Annotated in this window: 13 protein-coding genes; 11 read left to right on the top strand and 2 right to left on the bottom strand. The window is 61.8% G+C overall.

Annotated features, from left to right (window positions below; translation table 11 throughout):
* The first annotated feature begins 127 nt into the window (after positions 1-127).
* The 9 genes from MAIT1_RS11015 (at position 128) to MAIT1_RS10975 (ending at position 10,240) form a co-directional block, all read left to right on the top strand.
* The gene (locus MAIT1_RS11015; RefSeq protein WP_085442324.1) at positions 128-763 is read left to right on the top strand and encodes a response regulator transcription factor; all 636 of its coding nucleotides are present in this window, start codon (positions 128-130) and stop codon (positions 761-763) included.
* A gap of 216 nt (positions 764-979) precedes the next feature.
* Complete coding sequence (gene purB / locus MAIT1_RS11010; protein WP_085442572.1) at positions 980-2,347, top strand: adenylosuccinate lyase; 1,368 nt, start codon at positions 980-982, stop codon at positions 2,345-2,347.
* Between the two features lie 206 nt (positions 2,348-2,553).
* Complete coding sequence (locus tag MAIT1_RS11005; RefSeq protein ID WP_085442323.1) at positions 2,554-3,681, top strand: radical SAM protein; 1,128 nt, start codon at positions 2,554-2,556, stop codon at positions 3,679-3,681.
* Between the two features lie 40 nt (positions 3,682-3,721).
* Entirely contained in the window at positions 3,722-4,747 is a 1,026-nt protein-coding gene (locus MAIT1_RS11000; protein WP_085442322.1) for an SDR family oxidoreductase, read from the top strand.
* Entirely contained in the window at positions 4,744-6,270 is a 1,527-nt protein-coding gene (locus tag MAIT1_RS10995) for a PfkB family carbohydrate kinase (protein WP_085442321.1), read from the top strand. Before MAIT1_RS11000 ends, MAIT1_RS10995 begins: the two co-directional genes overlap by 4 nt.
* Before the next feature lie 30 nt (positions 6,271-6,300).
* A complete protein-coding gene (locus tag MAIT1_RS10990; protein ID WP_085442320.1) occupies positions 6,301-6,918 on the top strand; it encodes an HAD family hydrolase in 618 nt (205 codons plus the stop codon).
* A complete protein-coding gene (locus tag MAIT1_RS10985; RefSeq protein ID WP_085442319.1) occupies positions 6,890-7,984 on the top strand; it encodes an aminoglycoside phosphotransferase family protein in 1,095 nt (364 codons plus the stop codon). Before MAIT1_RS10990 ends, MAIT1_RS10985 begins: the two co-directional genes overlap by 29 nt.
* A 304-nt stretch (positions 7,985-8,288) precedes the next feature.
* On the top strand, positions 8,289-9,089 hold the full coding sequence (locus MAIT1_RS10980) for a transketolase (protein WP_349678495.1): 801 nt from the start codon (positions 8,289-8,291) through the stop codon (positions 9,087-9,089).
* 218 nt (positions 9,090-9,307) lie between these two features.
* Complete coding sequence (locus MAIT1_RS10975) at positions 9,308-10,240, top strand: transketolase family protein (RefSeq protein WP_085442317.1); 933 nt, start codon at positions 9,308-9,310, stop codon at positions 10,238-10,240.
* A 104-nt stretch (positions 10,241-10,344) separates the two neighbouring features.
* On the opposite strand, the gene MAIT1_RS10970 is transcribed toward MAIT1_RS10975, so the two are convergent.
* A complete protein-coding gene (locus MAIT1_RS10970; protein ID WP_158089438.1) occupies positions 10,345-12,909 on the bottom strand; it encodes a methyl-accepting chemotaxis protein in 2,565 nt (854 codons plus the stop codon).
* A gap of 91 nt (positions 12,910-13,000) precedes the next feature.
* Positions 13,001-13,480, bottom strand: coding sequence for a rhodanese-like domain-containing protein (locus tag MAIT1_RS10965; protein WP_085442315.1), 480 nt, complete (start codon positions 13,478-13,480; stop codon positions 13,001-13,003).
* Positions 13,481-14,188: 708 nt separating this feature from the next.
* Here MAIT1_RS10965 and MAIT1_RS10960 point away from each other — a divergent pair.
* Complete coding sequence (locus MAIT1_RS10960) at positions 14,189-15,253, top strand: radical SAM/SPASM domain-containing protein (protein WP_085442314.1); 1,065 nt, start codon at positions 14,189-14,191, stop codon at positions 15,251-15,253.
* A 261-nt stretch (positions 15,254-15,514) separates the two neighbouring features.
* Positions 15,515-16,177 (top strand): class I SAM-dependent methyltransferase, encoded by a 663-nt coding sequence (locus MAIT1_RS10955; protein WP_085442571.1) that lies wholly within the window; start codon positions 15,515-15,517, stop codon positions 16,175-16,177.
* Positions 16,178-16,230: the final 53 nt, after the last annotated feature.

The raw sequence follows: 16,230 nt of genomic DNA, 5'->3' as shown, positions 1-16,230 counted from the left end.
CAATCAAGAAGGGGCGCGCGACAATTGGCGGCGCAACAAAGATACGCTGCGCGCCTTGAGCCTCAAAGCGGATTTCTGCATAATTTCATTTTGAATAGGTAAAAATGCGTATAATGGATAGGTAAATATGCGTACTCTTGGCCAGCTGCACGTGTTAAACAGCGACCCCCTCTCCACCACGCTCTACAACCGCATGCTCGAGCCCAGCGGCATCACGCCAACCCCTCACAGCACCATCCAGACATTGTTCGCCTGCGAACCCACAGGCTCCCCAGCCGTCATTCTAGCGGACATGCTGTTCCCTGACTGGGCCCCTTTACGCCTACTCAGCGCCCTGCGCAGCCGCGAAATCCTGCACCCGGTCATTTTCATGTCACACCGGGTCGAAACCGAAACTTTGCAGGAGATCCTGGAAGCCAACGCCTTTGCGTTCATCAAAAAACCGATCAATCAGGTCAAACTGCTGGAGCTGACCAGCCGCGCCCTGGCTTGGGATGAACCACGCCAGGCCCACCTTTTGCGCACACAACAAACCCGACGTGCGCTGCGCGCCATGGGGGCGCGTGAGCGCGAAGCGCTGCAGATGTCCGTCGGCGGCCTCTCAGCGCGCCAGATCGCTGAACGCCTGGGCGTCAGTCCACGCACGGTGGAAAAACAGAAAACGGCGGCGCTGCGCAAGCTGGACGTCGGCTCCATGGCGGAGGCCGCCGCATTGATGGCCCAACGCGAAGTCTCCTGCGCCCTTCTGGGCGTACCCGGATGAAGGGAGTTAGACAATGACGGGAAATTCCTCGCCACGCCTCGCGCCACATTGAAGCGCCGGGCGCGCGCCGTTAGAATGTCGCGATCAGAATGAACGATGCGCAGGCGCCGCAGGATTCCGCGCGCCCGCCCGCATGCCGCCAATCGATATGGCTCCCGTCACGAACCTGCGGAGCCGCTGACCTGCAGAGCAAATTGAGGAACCCCTGTCATGCCCCTGCCCTTGTCGGAACTGACCGCCGTTTCCCCCATTGATGGCCGCTACGGCTCCAAGTCGGACGCCCTGCGCGATATCTTTTCCGAATATGGTCTGATCCGTTTCCGCGTCGAGGTTGAGGTGCGCTGGCTGCAAGCCCTGGCCGCCGAGCCCGCCATTATCGAAGTCCCCGCCTTCAGCGCCGCCGCCAATGCGCTGCTGGATGGCGTCGTGGCCAATTTCAGCGAGGCCGACGCGCGCCGGGTCAAAGAGATCGAAGCCACCACCAACCACGACGTCAAGGCGGTGGAGTATCTGCTCAAAGAGAAGGTCGCGGGCACCGAAGTGGGGCCGGTGAGCGAATTCATCCACTTCGCCTGCACCTCCGAGGATATCAACAATCTGGCCCATGCGTTGATGCTCAAGGCCGCTCGCGATGAAGTGATTCTGCCCGCCATGAACGCGGTGTGCGGCGACATCCAGGCGCTGGCGCAGACCCATCGCGACCTGCCCATGCTTTCGCGCACCCACGGTCAACCCGCCTCGCCCTCCACCCTGGGCAAGGAGATGGCCAACGTCTACGTGCGCCTGTGCGGCGCCCGCGATCAGTTCGCCGCCGTCGCCCTGCCGGGCAAGATCAACGGCGCGGTGGGCAACTTCAACGCCCACGTGGCCGCCTACCCGGAAGTGGACTGGCCCGCCTTCTCGCGCAACTTCATCGCCAGCCTGGGGCTGGAGCCCAATCTGATGACCACCCAGATCGAGCCTCACGACGGCATGGCGCAGCTGTTCCACGCCGCCATGCGCTACAACGTGGTGCTGATCGACTACTGCCGCGACGTGTGGGGCTACATCTCCTGGGGCTATTTCAAACAGAAGACCAAAGCCGGCGAAGTGGGCTCCTCCACCATGCCGCACAAGGTCAACCCCATCGACTTTGAAAACGCCGAGGGCAACATCGGTCTGGCCAACGCGGTGCTGGGCCACTTGGCCGAAAAACTGCCGGTCTCCCGCTTCCAGCGCGATCTCACCGACTCCACCGCCCTGCGCAACATGGGCGTGGGTCTGGCCTACAGCCTCATCGCCTACAGCTCGGCGCGCCGCGGCATTGGCAAGCTGGAAGCCAATCCCGAGCGTCTGGCCGCCGACCTGGACGCCAACTGGGAGGTGCTGGGCGAAGCGGTGCAGACGGTGATGCGCCGCTATGGCATTGAACAGCCGTATGAGAAGCTCAAGGAGCTGACCCGGGGCAAGCGCGTGGATGCGGCGGGCATGGCCGCCTTCATCGAGAAGCTGGAGATCCCCGCCGAGGCCAAATCGCGCCTGCTGGAGATGACCCCGGGCTCCTATGTGGGTCTGGCGCGGGAATTGACGGACGGAATCTCCTGATCGATGCGGCAAACGCTGCCGCCCGGTCGCTGACGGATGCCTGGCGCACACGCTCAAACCATTGAGTTAACTGAATAACCGGCACTGGCGCCGCGCTTGCTCAAGAGGTTGCTCAACGGATTCAACATAATGAGACGTCGGCGCAGACCGACGCCGACGCAGCGGCGCTTCACCCCGCGCCGCGCCAGCGGGAGCCAACGGGGACAATGAGCGATAAGTTCGGCATAGACAGCCACAAGCTGATGCACCACCCCGAGCGGGTGGCGCAGCTGATGGCGGCGGGCGACGACTGGGAGCTGGCCAAATCGGTCTATCCCATCTATATGGAGGTGTCGCCGGTTGGCGCGTGCAACCATCGCTGCGGCTTCTGTGCAGTGGACTACATCGGCTACCCCTCCCATAATCGCCTGGACGCAGAGGTGATGAGCAAACGGCTGGCGGAGATGGGGCGTCTGGGGGTCAAGAGCATCATGTACGCCGGCGAGGGCGAGCCGCTGCTGCACAAGCAGATGGCGCGCATCATCGGCAACACCCACGCGGCGGGCATCGATTCGGCCCTCACCACCAACGCCACCGTGCTGCCGCCGGGATTCGTCGACGAAGCGCTGCCGCTGATCTGTTGGATCAAAGCCTCCATCAATGCAGGCTCCGCCGACAACTACGCCAAAATCCATCAAACCAAAGCCGAGGACTTCGATATCGCCTTGGCCAATCTGCAACGTCTGACCGAGGCGCGCAAACGCGGCAATCTGGGCGTCACGCTGGGCGCACAGTGTCTGCTGCTGCCCGACAACGCCCATGAAGTGGCGCAACTGGCCAAGATCTGCCGCGATCAAGTCGGGCTGGACTACCTGGTGGTCAAACCCTACTCCCAGCATCTGTTCAGCGAAACGCGTCAGTATGAAGATCTGACCTACGAGGACTACCTCTCGTTGGACGCCGAACTGGCCGCGCTGAACAGCGATAGCTTCCAGGTGGTGTTCCGGCGTCAAACCATGGAGAAGTATCAGTCCGCCGAGCGCTATGACATGTGCCGCGCCACACCGTTTCTGTGGGCCTATATCATGTCCAACGGAACCGTCTCCGGGTGCAGCGCCTTCCTGCTGGACAAACGCTTTGAGTACGGCAATATCAATGAGATGGATTTCCAGCAGATCTGGGAGGGAGAAGGGCGCCGCGCCGGGTTTGAATTCGTGCGTCACGGGCTGGATATCAGCGCCTGCCGCAGCAACTGCCGTATGGATGCGGTGAATCGCTATTTAACTCAATTGGAGGCGGCCCCGGCACACCGCAGCGCCGTCGGGCGCAAGCCGCCTCATGTTAACTTTATCTAAGAACGACTGGGCGCCAGATCCAGCCTGACGGGGGAGCGTTATGATTGCATTGGTGACGGGGGGAGCCGGTTTTATCGGTAGCCATCTGTGTGAACGACTGCTGACGGCGGGCCATCAGGTGCGCTGCCTGGACAACTTCTCCACCGGGCGTCAATCCAACATCGCCACACTACAGAATAATCCTGCGTTCTCGCTGTTCGAAGGCGACATCCGCGACGCCGAAAGCCTGGAAGAGGCCTTTAACGGCGGCGTGGACTGGGTGTTCCATCTGGCGGGGCTGGCCGATATCGTACCCTCCATCGAGAGCCCGGAGACCTATTTCGAAGTCAATGTGCAGGGCACGTTGAATGTGCTGCAGCAGTCCCGCCGCGCCGGGGTCAAGCGACTGGTCTACGCCGCCTCCTCCTCCTCCTACGGCTTCCCCGAGAAGTTCCCCACCCCGGAGGAGTCGCCCATCGACCCGCAATATCCCTATGCGCTGACCAAATACATGGGCGAGGAGTTGGTTCTGCACTGGGCCAAGGTCTACAACATGCCCGCCATGTCGCTGCGCCTGTTCAATGTCTACGGCACGCGCTCGCGCACCACCGGCGCTTATGGCGCGGTGTTCGGCGTGTTTCTGGCGCAGAAGCTCAATGGCAAGCCCTACACCGTGGTGGGCGATGGTGAGCAGACCCGTGACTTCACCTACGTAACCGATGTGGCTTCCGCCTTCCACGCCGCCGCCGAATCCGGCATCGTCGGCGAGGCCCTCAACGTGGGCAGCGGCGATCATCAGAGCATCAATCGTCTGGTGCAGCTGCTGGGCGGGGAGATCACCTACATCCCCAAACGCCCCGGCGAACCCGACTGCACCTTCGCCGACACCACCAAAATTCTGGCCAAGCTGGATTGGCGCCCCACCATCTCATTCGAAGAGGGGGTGGGCAAAATGCTGGCGGCCATTGAGGATTGGCGCGACGCCCCGCTGTGGGAGCCCGCCTCCATCGCCAAGGCCACCAAAACCTGGTTCGACTGCCTGGGCGACGACGAGCAGGCCCAGTCCACTGCTGGCGACGCCTCATGAGCGCCGCCGAACATGTGGTGAGCCTTGAGCGACTGTCGGAGATTACCGAACAGGCCAAGCGCAACGGCAAACGGGTGGTGCAGTGTCACGGCACCTTCGACCTCCTGCACCCGGGCCACATGCGCCATTTGGAGCGCGCCGCCTCCGAGGGCGATATGCTGGTGGTGACCATCACCGCCGACCGCTTTGTCAACAAGGGGCCCAACCGCCCCGCCTTCCCCGAACAGCTGCGCGCCGAGAGTCTGGCGCAGCTGGCCTGTGTGGATTGGGTGGCGGTCAATCACGACTTCACCGCCGTGCCCGCCATCACCAAAGTACGGCCGGATATCTACGTCAAAGGGCAGGACTATAAAGTCGCCGAATCCGACATCACCGGCAACATTCTGCTGGAGAAGAATGCGGTGGAGGCCCACGGCGGACGCATCCTCTTCACCGAGGAGATCGTGTTCAGCTCCAGCTCCCTCATCAATGAGCATTTGAGCCTGTTTCCGCCGCGCACCAAAGCCTACCTGGACAATCTGAAAAAACTCTACAACGCCGAGCAGATCATCGAGCAGGTGCAGGCGCTGTCCGACATGCGCGTGCTGGTGGTGGGCGAAGCGATCATCGACGAGTACTGCTACGCCTCCCCCATGGGTCTGACCGGCAAGGGCGGCAACATCATCGCCGCCCGCTATGAGAGCAAGGAGCAGTTCGCCGGCGGCTCCCTGGCCATCGCCAACCACCTCTCCGGCTTCGTCAAGGAGGTAGGGCTGCTCACCGGTCTGGGGCGCAACTGCCCCCATGAAAGCTTCATCCACAAACATCTACAAGATAACATCACCCCGCACTTCTTCCACTACGAAGAGGCGCCCACGCTGGTGAAACGGCGCTATGTGGATGGCAATGTGAAGATGTTCGAGATCTACTTCTACGATCCCGAGCCCCTCACTCCCACCGTGGACGCCGCCTTCATCAGTTGGATCGAGGAGCACGCCGCCGACTACGACATGGTGATCGTGCCCGACTACGGCAACGGCCTGCTCAGCCCCGGCATCGTCGATGCGCTGTGCCGCAAATCGCGCTATCTGGCGGTCAATACGCAGATCAACAGCGGCAATCGCGGCTACCATGTGATCAATCGCTACGCCCGCGCCGATTTCGTCTCCCTCAACGAGCCGGAGGTGCGCCTGGCCGCCCACGATCGGGTACAGGATCTCGAAGCGGTGGCCGCGCAGGTGGGCCAAGGGGTCAACGCCAAGCAGATGGCCATCACCATGGGCCCCAGCGGCGCCCTGCTGCTGGATATCGAGCGCGGCGAAGCGTTCCGCACGCCCGCTTTGACCACTCAGGTGGTGGACATCATCGGCGCCGGAGACGCCTTTTTGACGCTGGCGGCGCTGGCCTCCGGGGCAAAACTCTCCCCCGACATCGCGGTGTTCCTGGGCAGCGCGGCGGCGGCGCTGGATGTGCAGATCGTCTGCAATCGCGAGCATATCACCCCGGTTTCGCTGTACAAATTCATCACCGCGCTGTTTAAATAGAGAACGCAACGACGCAAAGGGCGCGCCGCGATGCGCATCGGCATCGATTTTGATAACACACTGGCGGGCTACGACCAGTTGTTCGCTCAGTGCGCGCGCGAACGCGGCTGGATTGACCCAGCGCAGAACACGCGCTGGGACAAGAGCGCGGTGCGCGCCGCCACCCGCGCCCTGCCCGACGGCGAGGCGCTGTGGCAGACCTTGCAAGCGCAGGTCTACGCCCATCGCATGAGCGAAGCGGAGCCCATGCCCGGCTCGCGCGATTTTTTGCTCACCGCCAGAGCCGCTGGCGCCGAAATCTATGTGGTGAGCCACAAAACGCAGTTCGCCAAGCGCGATCCCCAACGGGTGGATATGCGTCGCGCCGCCTACGCTTGGCTGGCGCAGCAGGGATACTTTGAGGATCCAGCCATTGGACTGGATCCGGGACGGGTGATCTTTCGCGGAACCCGGCGCGAGAAGATCCGCATGATTGCGCATCTGGATTGCGCAGTCTTTATTGACGATCTGGAAGAGGTTTTGACCGATCCGGCGTTTCCGCAGACGACCCGCCGTCTGCTCTATACCCCGGGATCTGGCGCGCGCGCGCCTATTGGAGTGGAGCGTTTTCGGAGCTGGAATGACATTCGCCAAGCCCTCTTCGCCTGAAGCGACGCCCAGCGCCGCCGCCCCGCCAGCCGACGCCCCCGAGGCGCTGGCTGCGCGTCTGCTTGCGCGCGCGGACATCCGCATCAAACCCATCCGCGGACGTGGGCGCAATAACCGCCTGTATAAAGTCCAGACCAGCGACGGCCAGCTTTACGCCCTCAAGCGCTATCCCAGCTTGGCCGACGATCCGCGCAACCGCATGGGGCGCGAAACCTCGGCGCTGTGGTTCCTGGCCGAACATCAGCAATCCGCCTTCCCCACTCTGCTGGCCGCCGATCCGGTGGCGCGCGCGGCGCTGCTCTCCTGGGCCCCGGGCGATCCCGCCAACAACGGCGTGGCCACCGGCGCCGACATCCAGACCATGCTGGCCATCATGGAGCGCATGCACACCCTGCGCGACGCCGTCGGCGCCGACGCCCTGGTGGCGGCCTCCGATGCTGTGTTCTCGCTGGAGAGCGCGCATCGTCAGGTGACCCGCCGCATTGAGCGATTGTGGGAGGCGGCGGGGGACTACCCCGAACTGGACGACTTCATCCGCGCCCGGCTGGAGCCGCTCAGGGATCGGATTTTCAAACGCGCCGAGCAGCACATTCCACGTGAATCGGTGCTGCCGATCCGTTTTCGCACCTTGAGCCTGTCGGACTTCGGGCTGCACAACGCCATGCGCGACGCCGATGGCCGTCTGACCTTCCTCGATCTGGAGTATTTCGGCTGGGATGACCCGGTCAAAGCGCTGTCTGATCTACTGTGGCAACCGGCCATGGCGCTGCGCGGCGGTTTGCGCGCCACCCTGTGTGAAGAGGCGATCCAGCTCTATGAGGCTGGCGGCGACCAGACCTTCCTGCGCCGTTTTGCCGCCTATCACCCCATCATGGGGCTAATCTGGTCCATGATCATCCTCAATCCGTTTCTGCCCGGCGGCGCCAACGCCCTGCGTGCGGCGGGCCACACCGAGGATATCGGCAAGATCCGCCGTACGCGCCTGCTGCGCGCCAATCGCTACGCCGACGTGCTGCTCACCGGCTGCGCGGGCAATGATCACCCGGCTTTGGCCGAGTGTGATTGATCACACGAAAGTCAGTTCTGCAATGGATGAGGAAAGATACTGGGGCTTCGCCCCAGACCCCAACCAGGGCTCCGCCCTGGACCCGCAAGGGCTCTGCCCTTGACCCGGCAGGGCTTTGCCCTGCACCCACCAGGGGAATGATTCCCCTGGACCCCCGTTAGTTGGCGGCTTTTGGCGCACATTTGAAGAGCGTGTGCGTTCAACTCTGATTGTCGCGACAACAGGGAAACGACATTACCGGCAACACGGAGCCCCTATGCCGCTCAATCCCCAGATCGCCCGTCCCGTGTTCGACACCCCGCCCCTGGACGCCCGCTCCCGCGCCCTGCGCAAACTGGTGCTGCGCGCCCTGGACAAGGGCGGACGCGGCCACCCCGGCTCGGCCATGTCGCTGATGGAGATCGTGCGCGTGCTGTATGACGACGTGCTCGCCTTTCGCGCCCATGAGCCCAACTGGGACGCACGCGACCGTTGCATCCTCAGCAAAGGCCACGGCTGTCTGGCTCTCTACGCCATCCTCGCCGACAAAGGCTTCTTCCCCGCCGAGGAGTTGGACGGCTTCTGCAAAATCGACAGCCGTCTAGGCGGCCACCCGGAACATGGCCCCTGCCCCGGCGTGGAGGCCTCCACCGGCGCCCTGGGCCACGGTCTGTCCATCGGCGCAGGCATGGCCCTGGCGGCCAAAATGGCGGGCAAATCCCACCGCGTGTTCGTCATGCTGGGCGATGGCGAAATCAACGAAGGCTCGGTGTGGGAGGCGGCGCTGTTCGCCGCCAAGCACAAGCTGGACAACCTCACCGCCATCGTCGACTACAACAAGCTGCAATCCTACGCCCCGGTGGCGCAGGTGCAGGAGTTGGAGCCGCTGGCCGACAAGTGGACCGCGTTCGGCTTTGCCGCGCGCCAGTGCGATGGTCACGATGTGGCCGCGCTACGGGAGAATCTGACCGCCTTGCCGTTCACCGCCGGGCAACCCAGCGTGTTGATCGCGCATACGGTCAAAGGCAAGGGCATCCCCGAGGCCGAGGACAACCCCAAATGGCACCACAAATCCTACCTCAAGGAGGAGGAGATGCGGGTGCTGTATGCGGCCTTGGATGGGTAAGCTTGTCAAATAATAACGCTCAAAGACGCTGACAGCTCTGGGCGCTATAAGATATTGGGGCTTCGCCCCAAACCCCACAAGGGCTCTGCCCTTGACCCGCCAGGGCGCCGCCCTGGACCCGCCAGGAGGGACGCCCTCCTGGACCTCGGTGAGTTTGACACTGTGCGCGCAGGCACTCTCTTGCGTTATCTCCCGCACTGTTAGAATGGATGCTTCACATGCGCAAAACCTGCCTGAACATGGTCCACGAACTGGCTCGCGCCGATAAACGCATCGTCTTTGTCGGCTCCGACCTGGGCGCCGGGACGCTGGACGCCATGCGCGAAGAGCTGCCCGATCAGTTCTTCATGGAGGGGATCGCCGAACAGAATCTCATCGGCGTGGCCGCCGGTCTGGCGCTGGAGGGTTATATTCCCTACGTCAACACCATCGCCACCTTTCTCACCCGCCGCTGTCTGGAGCAGATCGCCATCGATCTGTGCCTGCACAAACTACCGGTGCGCCTCATCGGCAATGGCGGCGGTCTGGTCTACGCGCCATTGGGCCCCACCCACACCACCCTGGAGGATGTGGCGCTGATGTCGGCGCTGCCCAACATGGGCGTGTGCGCGGTCACCGATGCCGAGGAGATGCGCCGCATGATGCCGCAAACCGTGGATTGGACCGGCCCCCTCTACATCCGCCTGGCCAAAGGCGGCGATCCGGTGGTCTCCAGCTCGGAGGACGATTTCCAGTTGGGCAGCGCGTTGGAGCGCCGTCGCGGCGGCGATGTGCTGATTCTGGCTTACGGGGTGATGGTGGAGCGCGCCCTGCAGGTGGCGGAGATGTTGGAGCAGAGTCATAATCTGAGCGCCACGGTGCTGAATGTGCATACCATCAAACCGTTGGACAGCGCATCCATCCTCAACCATGCGCGGGGCAAACGGTTGGTGATCGCCATGGAGGAGCATGGCCCCCATGGCGGCTTGTCCGCGGCGGTTGCGCTCTTATTGGCGCAGAGCGATATGTTAGGAGGTGTGGAGGCCCCACGCTTCCGCGCCTTTGCCGCGCCGGACGCCTACGCCGAAGGGTATGGCTCACAGAATCAGCAGATCGCCCGTATGGAGCTGGATGCCGAGTCCATTACCCAGAGAATTCGTACGATGCTCTAGCGCCAGGCAAACCGCCTGCACCACACAGCATAAATGATGAAAAGCCCGGCCAAAAATGGCCGGGCTTTTCCAATTTACGAGATCGTATCCGACATCAGAAACGGCTAGCTCATCGCCTCTTCCGGCATGCGGATGCCCGCTTCGTAGAGCTTCTCCAACGCCACAAACAGCGTCTGGCGCGAGGCGTTGAGTTGATCCAGGAAGGTTCCTTTCAGCTCCGGCGCGCGGCGCGCCACCGCCATAAAAGCGCGATGGGCGGCGCGCGCGTCGTCACACTGCGCCTCATCGACTCCCCCCTGAGCGCAGGCGGGACCAATGACATGACTCTGCAACACGCTATCCAGCTGTGACAACATCCCCTCGGCATCGCCCGCAAAACGCCCTTCGCAGAGCTGCTGCAACGCCATCAGTTGATCCAGATAGGCGGCCTTGGCCGCGCGGATGTCAAACGGCGGCTGGCCGGACTCAAACCCGGACTGCGCCTCCTGCAAGGTATCGGAGACCTGTTGCGCATCCCGGGTCATCAAGGCAAAAGCGTGGGCCGAATGGCCCAGATACTCGTTGATGCTGCGCGCCCCTTGCAGGGTCTTGGCGGACTCTTCGGAGAGTTCGATGGTGTGGCTCACAGACGCCATGGCCTCGGCCACGGTTTTGATCGCCATACGGCTCTGCTCCGCCACTGAAGCGGCAAAACCGGCGGACTCTTCGGAGTTGTGCGCAATCTCGTTGGCGCCGTTGGCCGACTCCATGGTGGTGCGCGCCACCTCCTGGGCGGCGGCGTCCAGTTCGTGTGCGTTGCGCATCACCCCCTGGCTGGCCTCAGCCACCTGATCCATATGCGCCACCAACTGTTCACTGCGGCCCTGCTGCTCGGCCACGTTGTCGATGATCTCCTGAATGCTGGATTGCACCCCGATCACCTGCTCGGCCATCTCCCGCGCCGAGCGCGACGCCTCGCGGGTATTGGCCTGGATGTCGCCGATCTGTTTGGAGATCATCGCGGTGGCGTCGCCGGTCTGCTGCGCCAACCCTTTGACTTCGTTGGCCACCACCGCAAACCCTTTGCCCGCCTCGCCAGCGCCCGCCGCTTCGATGGAGGCGTTGAGCGCCAGCATATTGGTCTGGTCGGCGATATTCTTGATCACCCCCACCACCTTCCCAATCTCTTCGGCGGAGGCGTCCAAACGGCTGATCACGCTATCGGCGTTGCGCGCCCGCTCGCTGGCCTGGCCCACCTCTTCTCCCGCCATCACGCACATGTCGCGCATCTGCGTCATGCCCTCAGCCATGTGGCTCAGGTCGGTCTGCGCGCCGCCCACCGCCTCGTTGACCCGCTCCAAGTTGGCGCGCACTTCGCTCACATTGCCGTGCATCTGTTCGGAAGCGGCGGCCACGGTATTGACGCCTCCACTCACCTGCCCGGCGGCGGCGGCGATGGAGCGAATGTTCTCATGCAGCGACCCGGCGGCGTCGGCGGACTCCTGCACGGTATCGGCCACCCGCTCCATGTTGGAACGGATCTCTTCGAACGCGTTCATCATTTTGCCATTGGCGGAGGCGACATCCTCAATGCAATGATTGGCTGCCGTGGCGTCGCTCTCCAGCGCGCCGCGCACGCGCCCTAGGCCCGCCACACAGGCGCTCATGGCGTCGGACTGCTGGCCCACCACGCGGATGTTGCTGCGCAGCCCCATCACCATGCCGTTGACGCCGCCGGCCACTGAGTCCAGCTCATCGCGCCCCTCCACCGGCAACATATGCGTCACCACGCCGCGCCCCACTTCATCCAGCGCGGCGTTGATGCGGCGCACGCGGCGCACCAGATCCCGCGATAGGCGCCAGGAGATCAGCGCCGCAATCAGAATCACCAGACCCAAGGCGATGCCGATTTTACGGTTGATGGAGGAGAATTGATCATCAATGGCGGAGAAATCCTCACGCACTTTGACTGCGCCAATCACCTTCCCCGCCACGTTGCGCAGCAGCAGGTCATAGTCCAGCTCGCCGCCGTCGATCATGACGCGATCTTCACTCAAGCCCGCTTCCGGGGCGATTGGTTTGATCGACGTCACCCCCAACAGACTCTTCATCTGCGCCAGCACGGGGTCCAACTCCGCCCCGATCACCGCCATGTTATAGGGCGCTTTGCGCTTATTGTAAAAAGGGGTGACCTGCATGATGCCCAAACGACCATTGGGCATGATCTCCAGACCGAAGCCGGCGGTCTTTTTCTCGGCACCGTCGATCTGCAGCAACAAAGCGGCCTCATAATTGGGGTCTGCTGCGTTGCTGCCAGTAGAGACGTGGTGAATCAGGCGCTCTTTACGCCCGGCGTTCCAGAAAAACAGGCTGGTAATCTGCTCTTGACCGGAGAGACGATTCCAGACGCTGGTGCCCTCCTCGGCGATGGCTTTTTTATCATCGCCCTTGACCAGCTTGAGCAGTTTGCGCTGGGAGCGGAACGCCCCGGCGATGCGCTGCATCTCAGCGCCGCGCCCCTCCCACAGGCTCTGCAGGGTTTTGCCATAGGCGGCTTTGCGCGCATCGGCCAGGGTGGTCAGCGTGGTCTGTTTCAAATCGATTAAGAAGAGGGTCATCATCACGAAGATGATGAGGAGGGGGATCAAATTTGACGCGGAAAGTTTAATGCTCAGAGACAAATTACGCATGGCGCCCATCACCGTCCGTCACAGAGGATCCAACTTGCGCCGCGCCCGTTGGCGTGCAACGGGCGCGGCGATGCGACTCAATCAAGCGGGATTACTCCAGCGGCAGCGATTGCGCTTTCCAGTCGTTCATGCCCAAGCGGTACCACTTGACGTTGGTGAAGCCCAGCTTCACCAGCGCCAACGCGGCTTTGGGGCTGCGCCAGCAGTTCAGGCCATTGCAGAAGGTGACGATGGGCTTGGCTTTGTCCAAACCGCCCAGATCCGCGCACTCGGCTTTGAGCTTGTCGGCGGTGGCGGCCACTTCGGCGTCGCCCACATCGGCCTTGCCGGAGGAGACCTGACAGTTGAACGAGGTCGGCACGGCGCCATCGCTGCTCACCGCATTGGCCTTGCGGCAATCCAGGATATTGGCCGAACCGCTCTCCATGGCGTCCAGAACGAAGTCGGAGCCAACGATCTCCACCCCCGCCAGCGACTCGGGAACCGGGGGTTTGGAGCCGGCTTGCGCCGTCGCCGCCATGCCCATGCCCAACGCCACAACCGCCGTCAACGCCAATTTATGCCATTTCATGTTGCATCATCCTCCACCGGTTTGCTGAATTGGGAGTTTCCTCACCCGCAAAGGCGCCTGTCTATCGATTGCAGACGTCTTGTCACCGCAGCTCTCTGCCGACACAAGGTGGCCAGAGACAGAGTGATATGGGGAAAAGTTCCCAGAGTTTGAGCTTCTATTGTTAACGAAACCGTCACGCGATTTTCAATGTCATTCAGCATTTGCTAATGCGCTTTTTGCCAATAAAAAAACCATATAGGCCAAATATTCCCTGCATAAGTCGCCATTTCACAAGTAAACCAGGCCCTTGGTTATTCACACCTTCTGTATGGAAAATTTACACTCTTAACATGTTTGTATCATCTCCAGCTTGATCCGCCCGCGCATGCAGCTTTCTCCCTTCCCCCTTGGGGTGGAAAACCGCACACTGACGATGATCATTTGACCATTTTTGCCTGGGAGGGGGGAAAAATTGGCTGTCGGCAACAGGGCTTCACGCCCCACGGCCCCGCCCTATCGGGTCAATCCCCTTATAAAAGCCGGTGAATTTTCCTCAAACCCCAACCTGTTCCCGCAGTTGGCCGAAGGTATGCATGGGAATCATTCGCATACTCGAAAATCACCCGGCATCACACGCCGCCACCACCCGCGGCGCGATTCACACACGGCGTTCGCAATCACCCGCCGCCGCGCGGATCTGATTCCGGACGATGGAAGGAGCCCCCCGTGGCCAAGCTGTACAGCAATCTGAAATTCCTTCGCTTTCAAGATCATCTGCGGGCGCTTGAGGAGAAGACGGTGCGCGCGCCGGTGCACATGCGCATCAAGCCCACCAACGTCTGCAACCAGGACTGCTGGTACTGCGCCTATAAGGTCAGTCACCTGCAACTGGGCGAAAACATGGTCGAACGCGACCAGATCCCCGAAGCCAAGATGTTTGAGATCGTCGATGACGTGCTGGAGATGGGGGTCCGTGCGATCACCTTCTCCGGCGGCGGCGAGCCAACGGTGTACAAACCGCTGCCCGAGGTGGTGGAGAAGCTGGCCCAGGGCGGCGTCAAGGTCGCCACCCTCACCAACGGGGCCAACCTGAAGGGGCGCGTGGCCGACGCCTTTGCCGAGTACGGAACCTGGGTGCGCATCAGCATCGACGCCTGGGACGGTCCCAGTTACGTAAAGGCGCGCGGGGTCAAGGATGACGACTTTGATAAAGTGGTGCAGAACATGCGCGATTTCAGCGCGCGCAACAGCCGCTGCGTGCTGGGGATCAGCTTTATCATCACCGCCGACAACGCTGACCACATTGTCGATGCGGTCCGCACCTTCAAGAGCGCCGGGGTCAACCACGTCAAATTGTCGGGAACCGTCATCTCCAACAGCGGCGCGGAGAACAACGACTACCATCGTCCCTTGATGCAGAAGGTCACCGCGCAGATTGAGGAGGCGAAAAAGCTCGCCAGCGCCGACTTTGCCGTCATCGACCACTATCACGAGCTGGAAGAGCGCTTTAACAAGAGCTACACCACCTGCCCCTTCCTGCAATTTCTCACCGTGATCGGCGGTGATCAGAAGGTCTACACCTGCCAGGACAAGGCCTATACCGACCTGGGGCTGTTGGGGGATATCTCCAACCAACGCTTCAAGGATTTCTGGTTCTCCGAGGCCAACCGTCAGCGCCTGTTCGCGTTCGACCCATCGCAGAACTGCGCCCACCACTGTGTGGCGCATACGAAAAATCTGGCCATCCTCGACTATTTGGCCATGGACAAAGAGCATGGGATGTTCGTCTAATCGATCTCAGCGTCATCGCGAGCGATCATCCGATTGGTTTTGTGAGATGTAAGATATTGGGGCTTCGCCCCAAACCCCACCAGGGCTTTGCCCTGGACCCGCAGGGCTCCGCCCTCAACCCGCTGGGGGCAGCGGCCCCCAGACCCCGGAAAAGTCGGCCATGAATGTCCGACTTTTCCCCCTGTGTAGACTGTGCAGCCGATCAACTTGGGCGCTGGCTTCAAGTTAACGGACGATAATAAAAAAAATGGGAACAATACCATGGCGCGATTGGATTTTCTGGCCGAACTGCACACCCGCACCAAGCGCAACTACGTGCAGCGGGTCATCGACCACGATAAAGCGCAGTGCGCCGACATCGCCAAACAGTGGGGTTACGACTACTGGGATGGCGAACGCCAATACGGTTACGGCGGCTATAAATACGATGGCCGCTGGCTGGTGCTGGCCGACAAACTGGCCAAACAGTACAACCTCCAACCCGGCGACAAGATTCTTGACGTCGGCTGCGGCAAAGGCTTTCTGATGCACGAGTTCACCCGCGCCGTTCCCGGCGTGGAGGTGCAGGGGCTCGACATCTCCAGCTACGCCATCGAACACGCCAAAGAGGAGGTCAAACCCTTCTTGGTTGAAGGCAACGCCACCTCTCTGCCCTTTCCCGACGACCACTTTGACCTGGTGGTCTCCATCACCACGCTGCACAACCTGCGCTTGCCTGAACTGCACCAGGCGGTCAAGGAGATCCAGCGCGTGGGGAAAAAACACCGCTTCATCAGCGTGGAGTCCTATCGCAACGAAGCGGAAAAGGTCAATCTGCTCTATTGGCAGCTAACTTGCGAATCGTTCTTCACGCCCGAAGAGTGGGTGTGGATTTATCAACAGTGCGGCTATGAGGGCGACTGGGATTTCATCTTTTTCGAATGATCGAGGCGCATTTCTGGGAACAATTCGTCAACATAACCCGGAAAAATTCGCCG

The organism is Magnetofaba australis IT-1 (genome assembly GCF_002109495.1).
GTDB lineage: Bacteria > Pseudomonadota > Magnetococcia > Magnetococcales > Magnetococcaceae > Magnetofaba > Magnetofaba australis.
The sequence above is the reverse complement of the archived record's forward strand: the minus strand, read 5'-3'. Positions and strand labels throughout refer to the sequence as shown.

What these genes read in the sequence shown, in the direction of transcription:
- MAIT1_RS11015 (WP_085442324.1), top strand. Translation starts at nt 128, where the DNA reads ATGCGTACTCTTGGCCAGCTGCACGTGTTAAACAGCGACCCCCTCTCC.
- MAIT1_RS11000 (WP_085442322.1), top strand. Translation starts at nt 3,722, where the DNA reads ATGATTGCATTGGTGACGGGGGGAGCCGGTTTTATCGGTAGCCATCTG.
- MAIT1_RS10995 (WP_085442321.1), top strand. Translation starts at nt 4,744, where the DNA reads ATGAGCGCCGCCGAACATGTGGTGAGCCTTGAGCGACTGTCGGAGATT.
- MAIT1_RS10990 (WP_085442320.1), top strand. Translation starts at nt 6,301, where the DNA reads ATGCGCATCGGCATCGATTTTGATAACACACTGGCGGGCTACGACCAG.
- MAIT1_RS10970 (WP_158089438.1), bottom strand. Translation starts at nt 12,909, where the DNA reads ATGCGTAATTTGTCTCTGAGCATTAAACTTTCCGCGTCAAATTTGATC.
- MAIT1_RS11005 (WP_085442323.1), top strand. Translation starts at nt 2,554, where the DNA reads ATGAGCGATAAGTTCGGCATAGACAGCCACAAGCTGATGCACCACCCC.
- MAIT1_RS10955 (WP_085442571.1), top strand. Translation starts at nt 15,515, where the DNA reads ATGGCGCGATTGGATTTTCTGGCCGAACTGCACACCCGCACCAAGCGC.
- MAIT1_RS10985 (WP_085442319.1), top strand. Translation starts at nt 6,890, where the DNA reads ATGACATTCGCCAAGCCCTCTTCGCCTGAAGCGACGCCCAGCGCCGCC.
- MAIT1_RS10975 (WP_085442317.1), top strand. Translation starts at nt 9,308, where the DNA reads ATGCGCAAAACCTGCCTGAACATGGTCCACGAACTGGCTCGCGCCGAT.
- MAIT1_RS10965 (WP_085442315.1), bottom strand. Translation starts at nt 13,480, where the DNA reads ATGAAATGGCATAAATTGGCGTTGACGGCGGTTGTGGCGTTGGGCATG.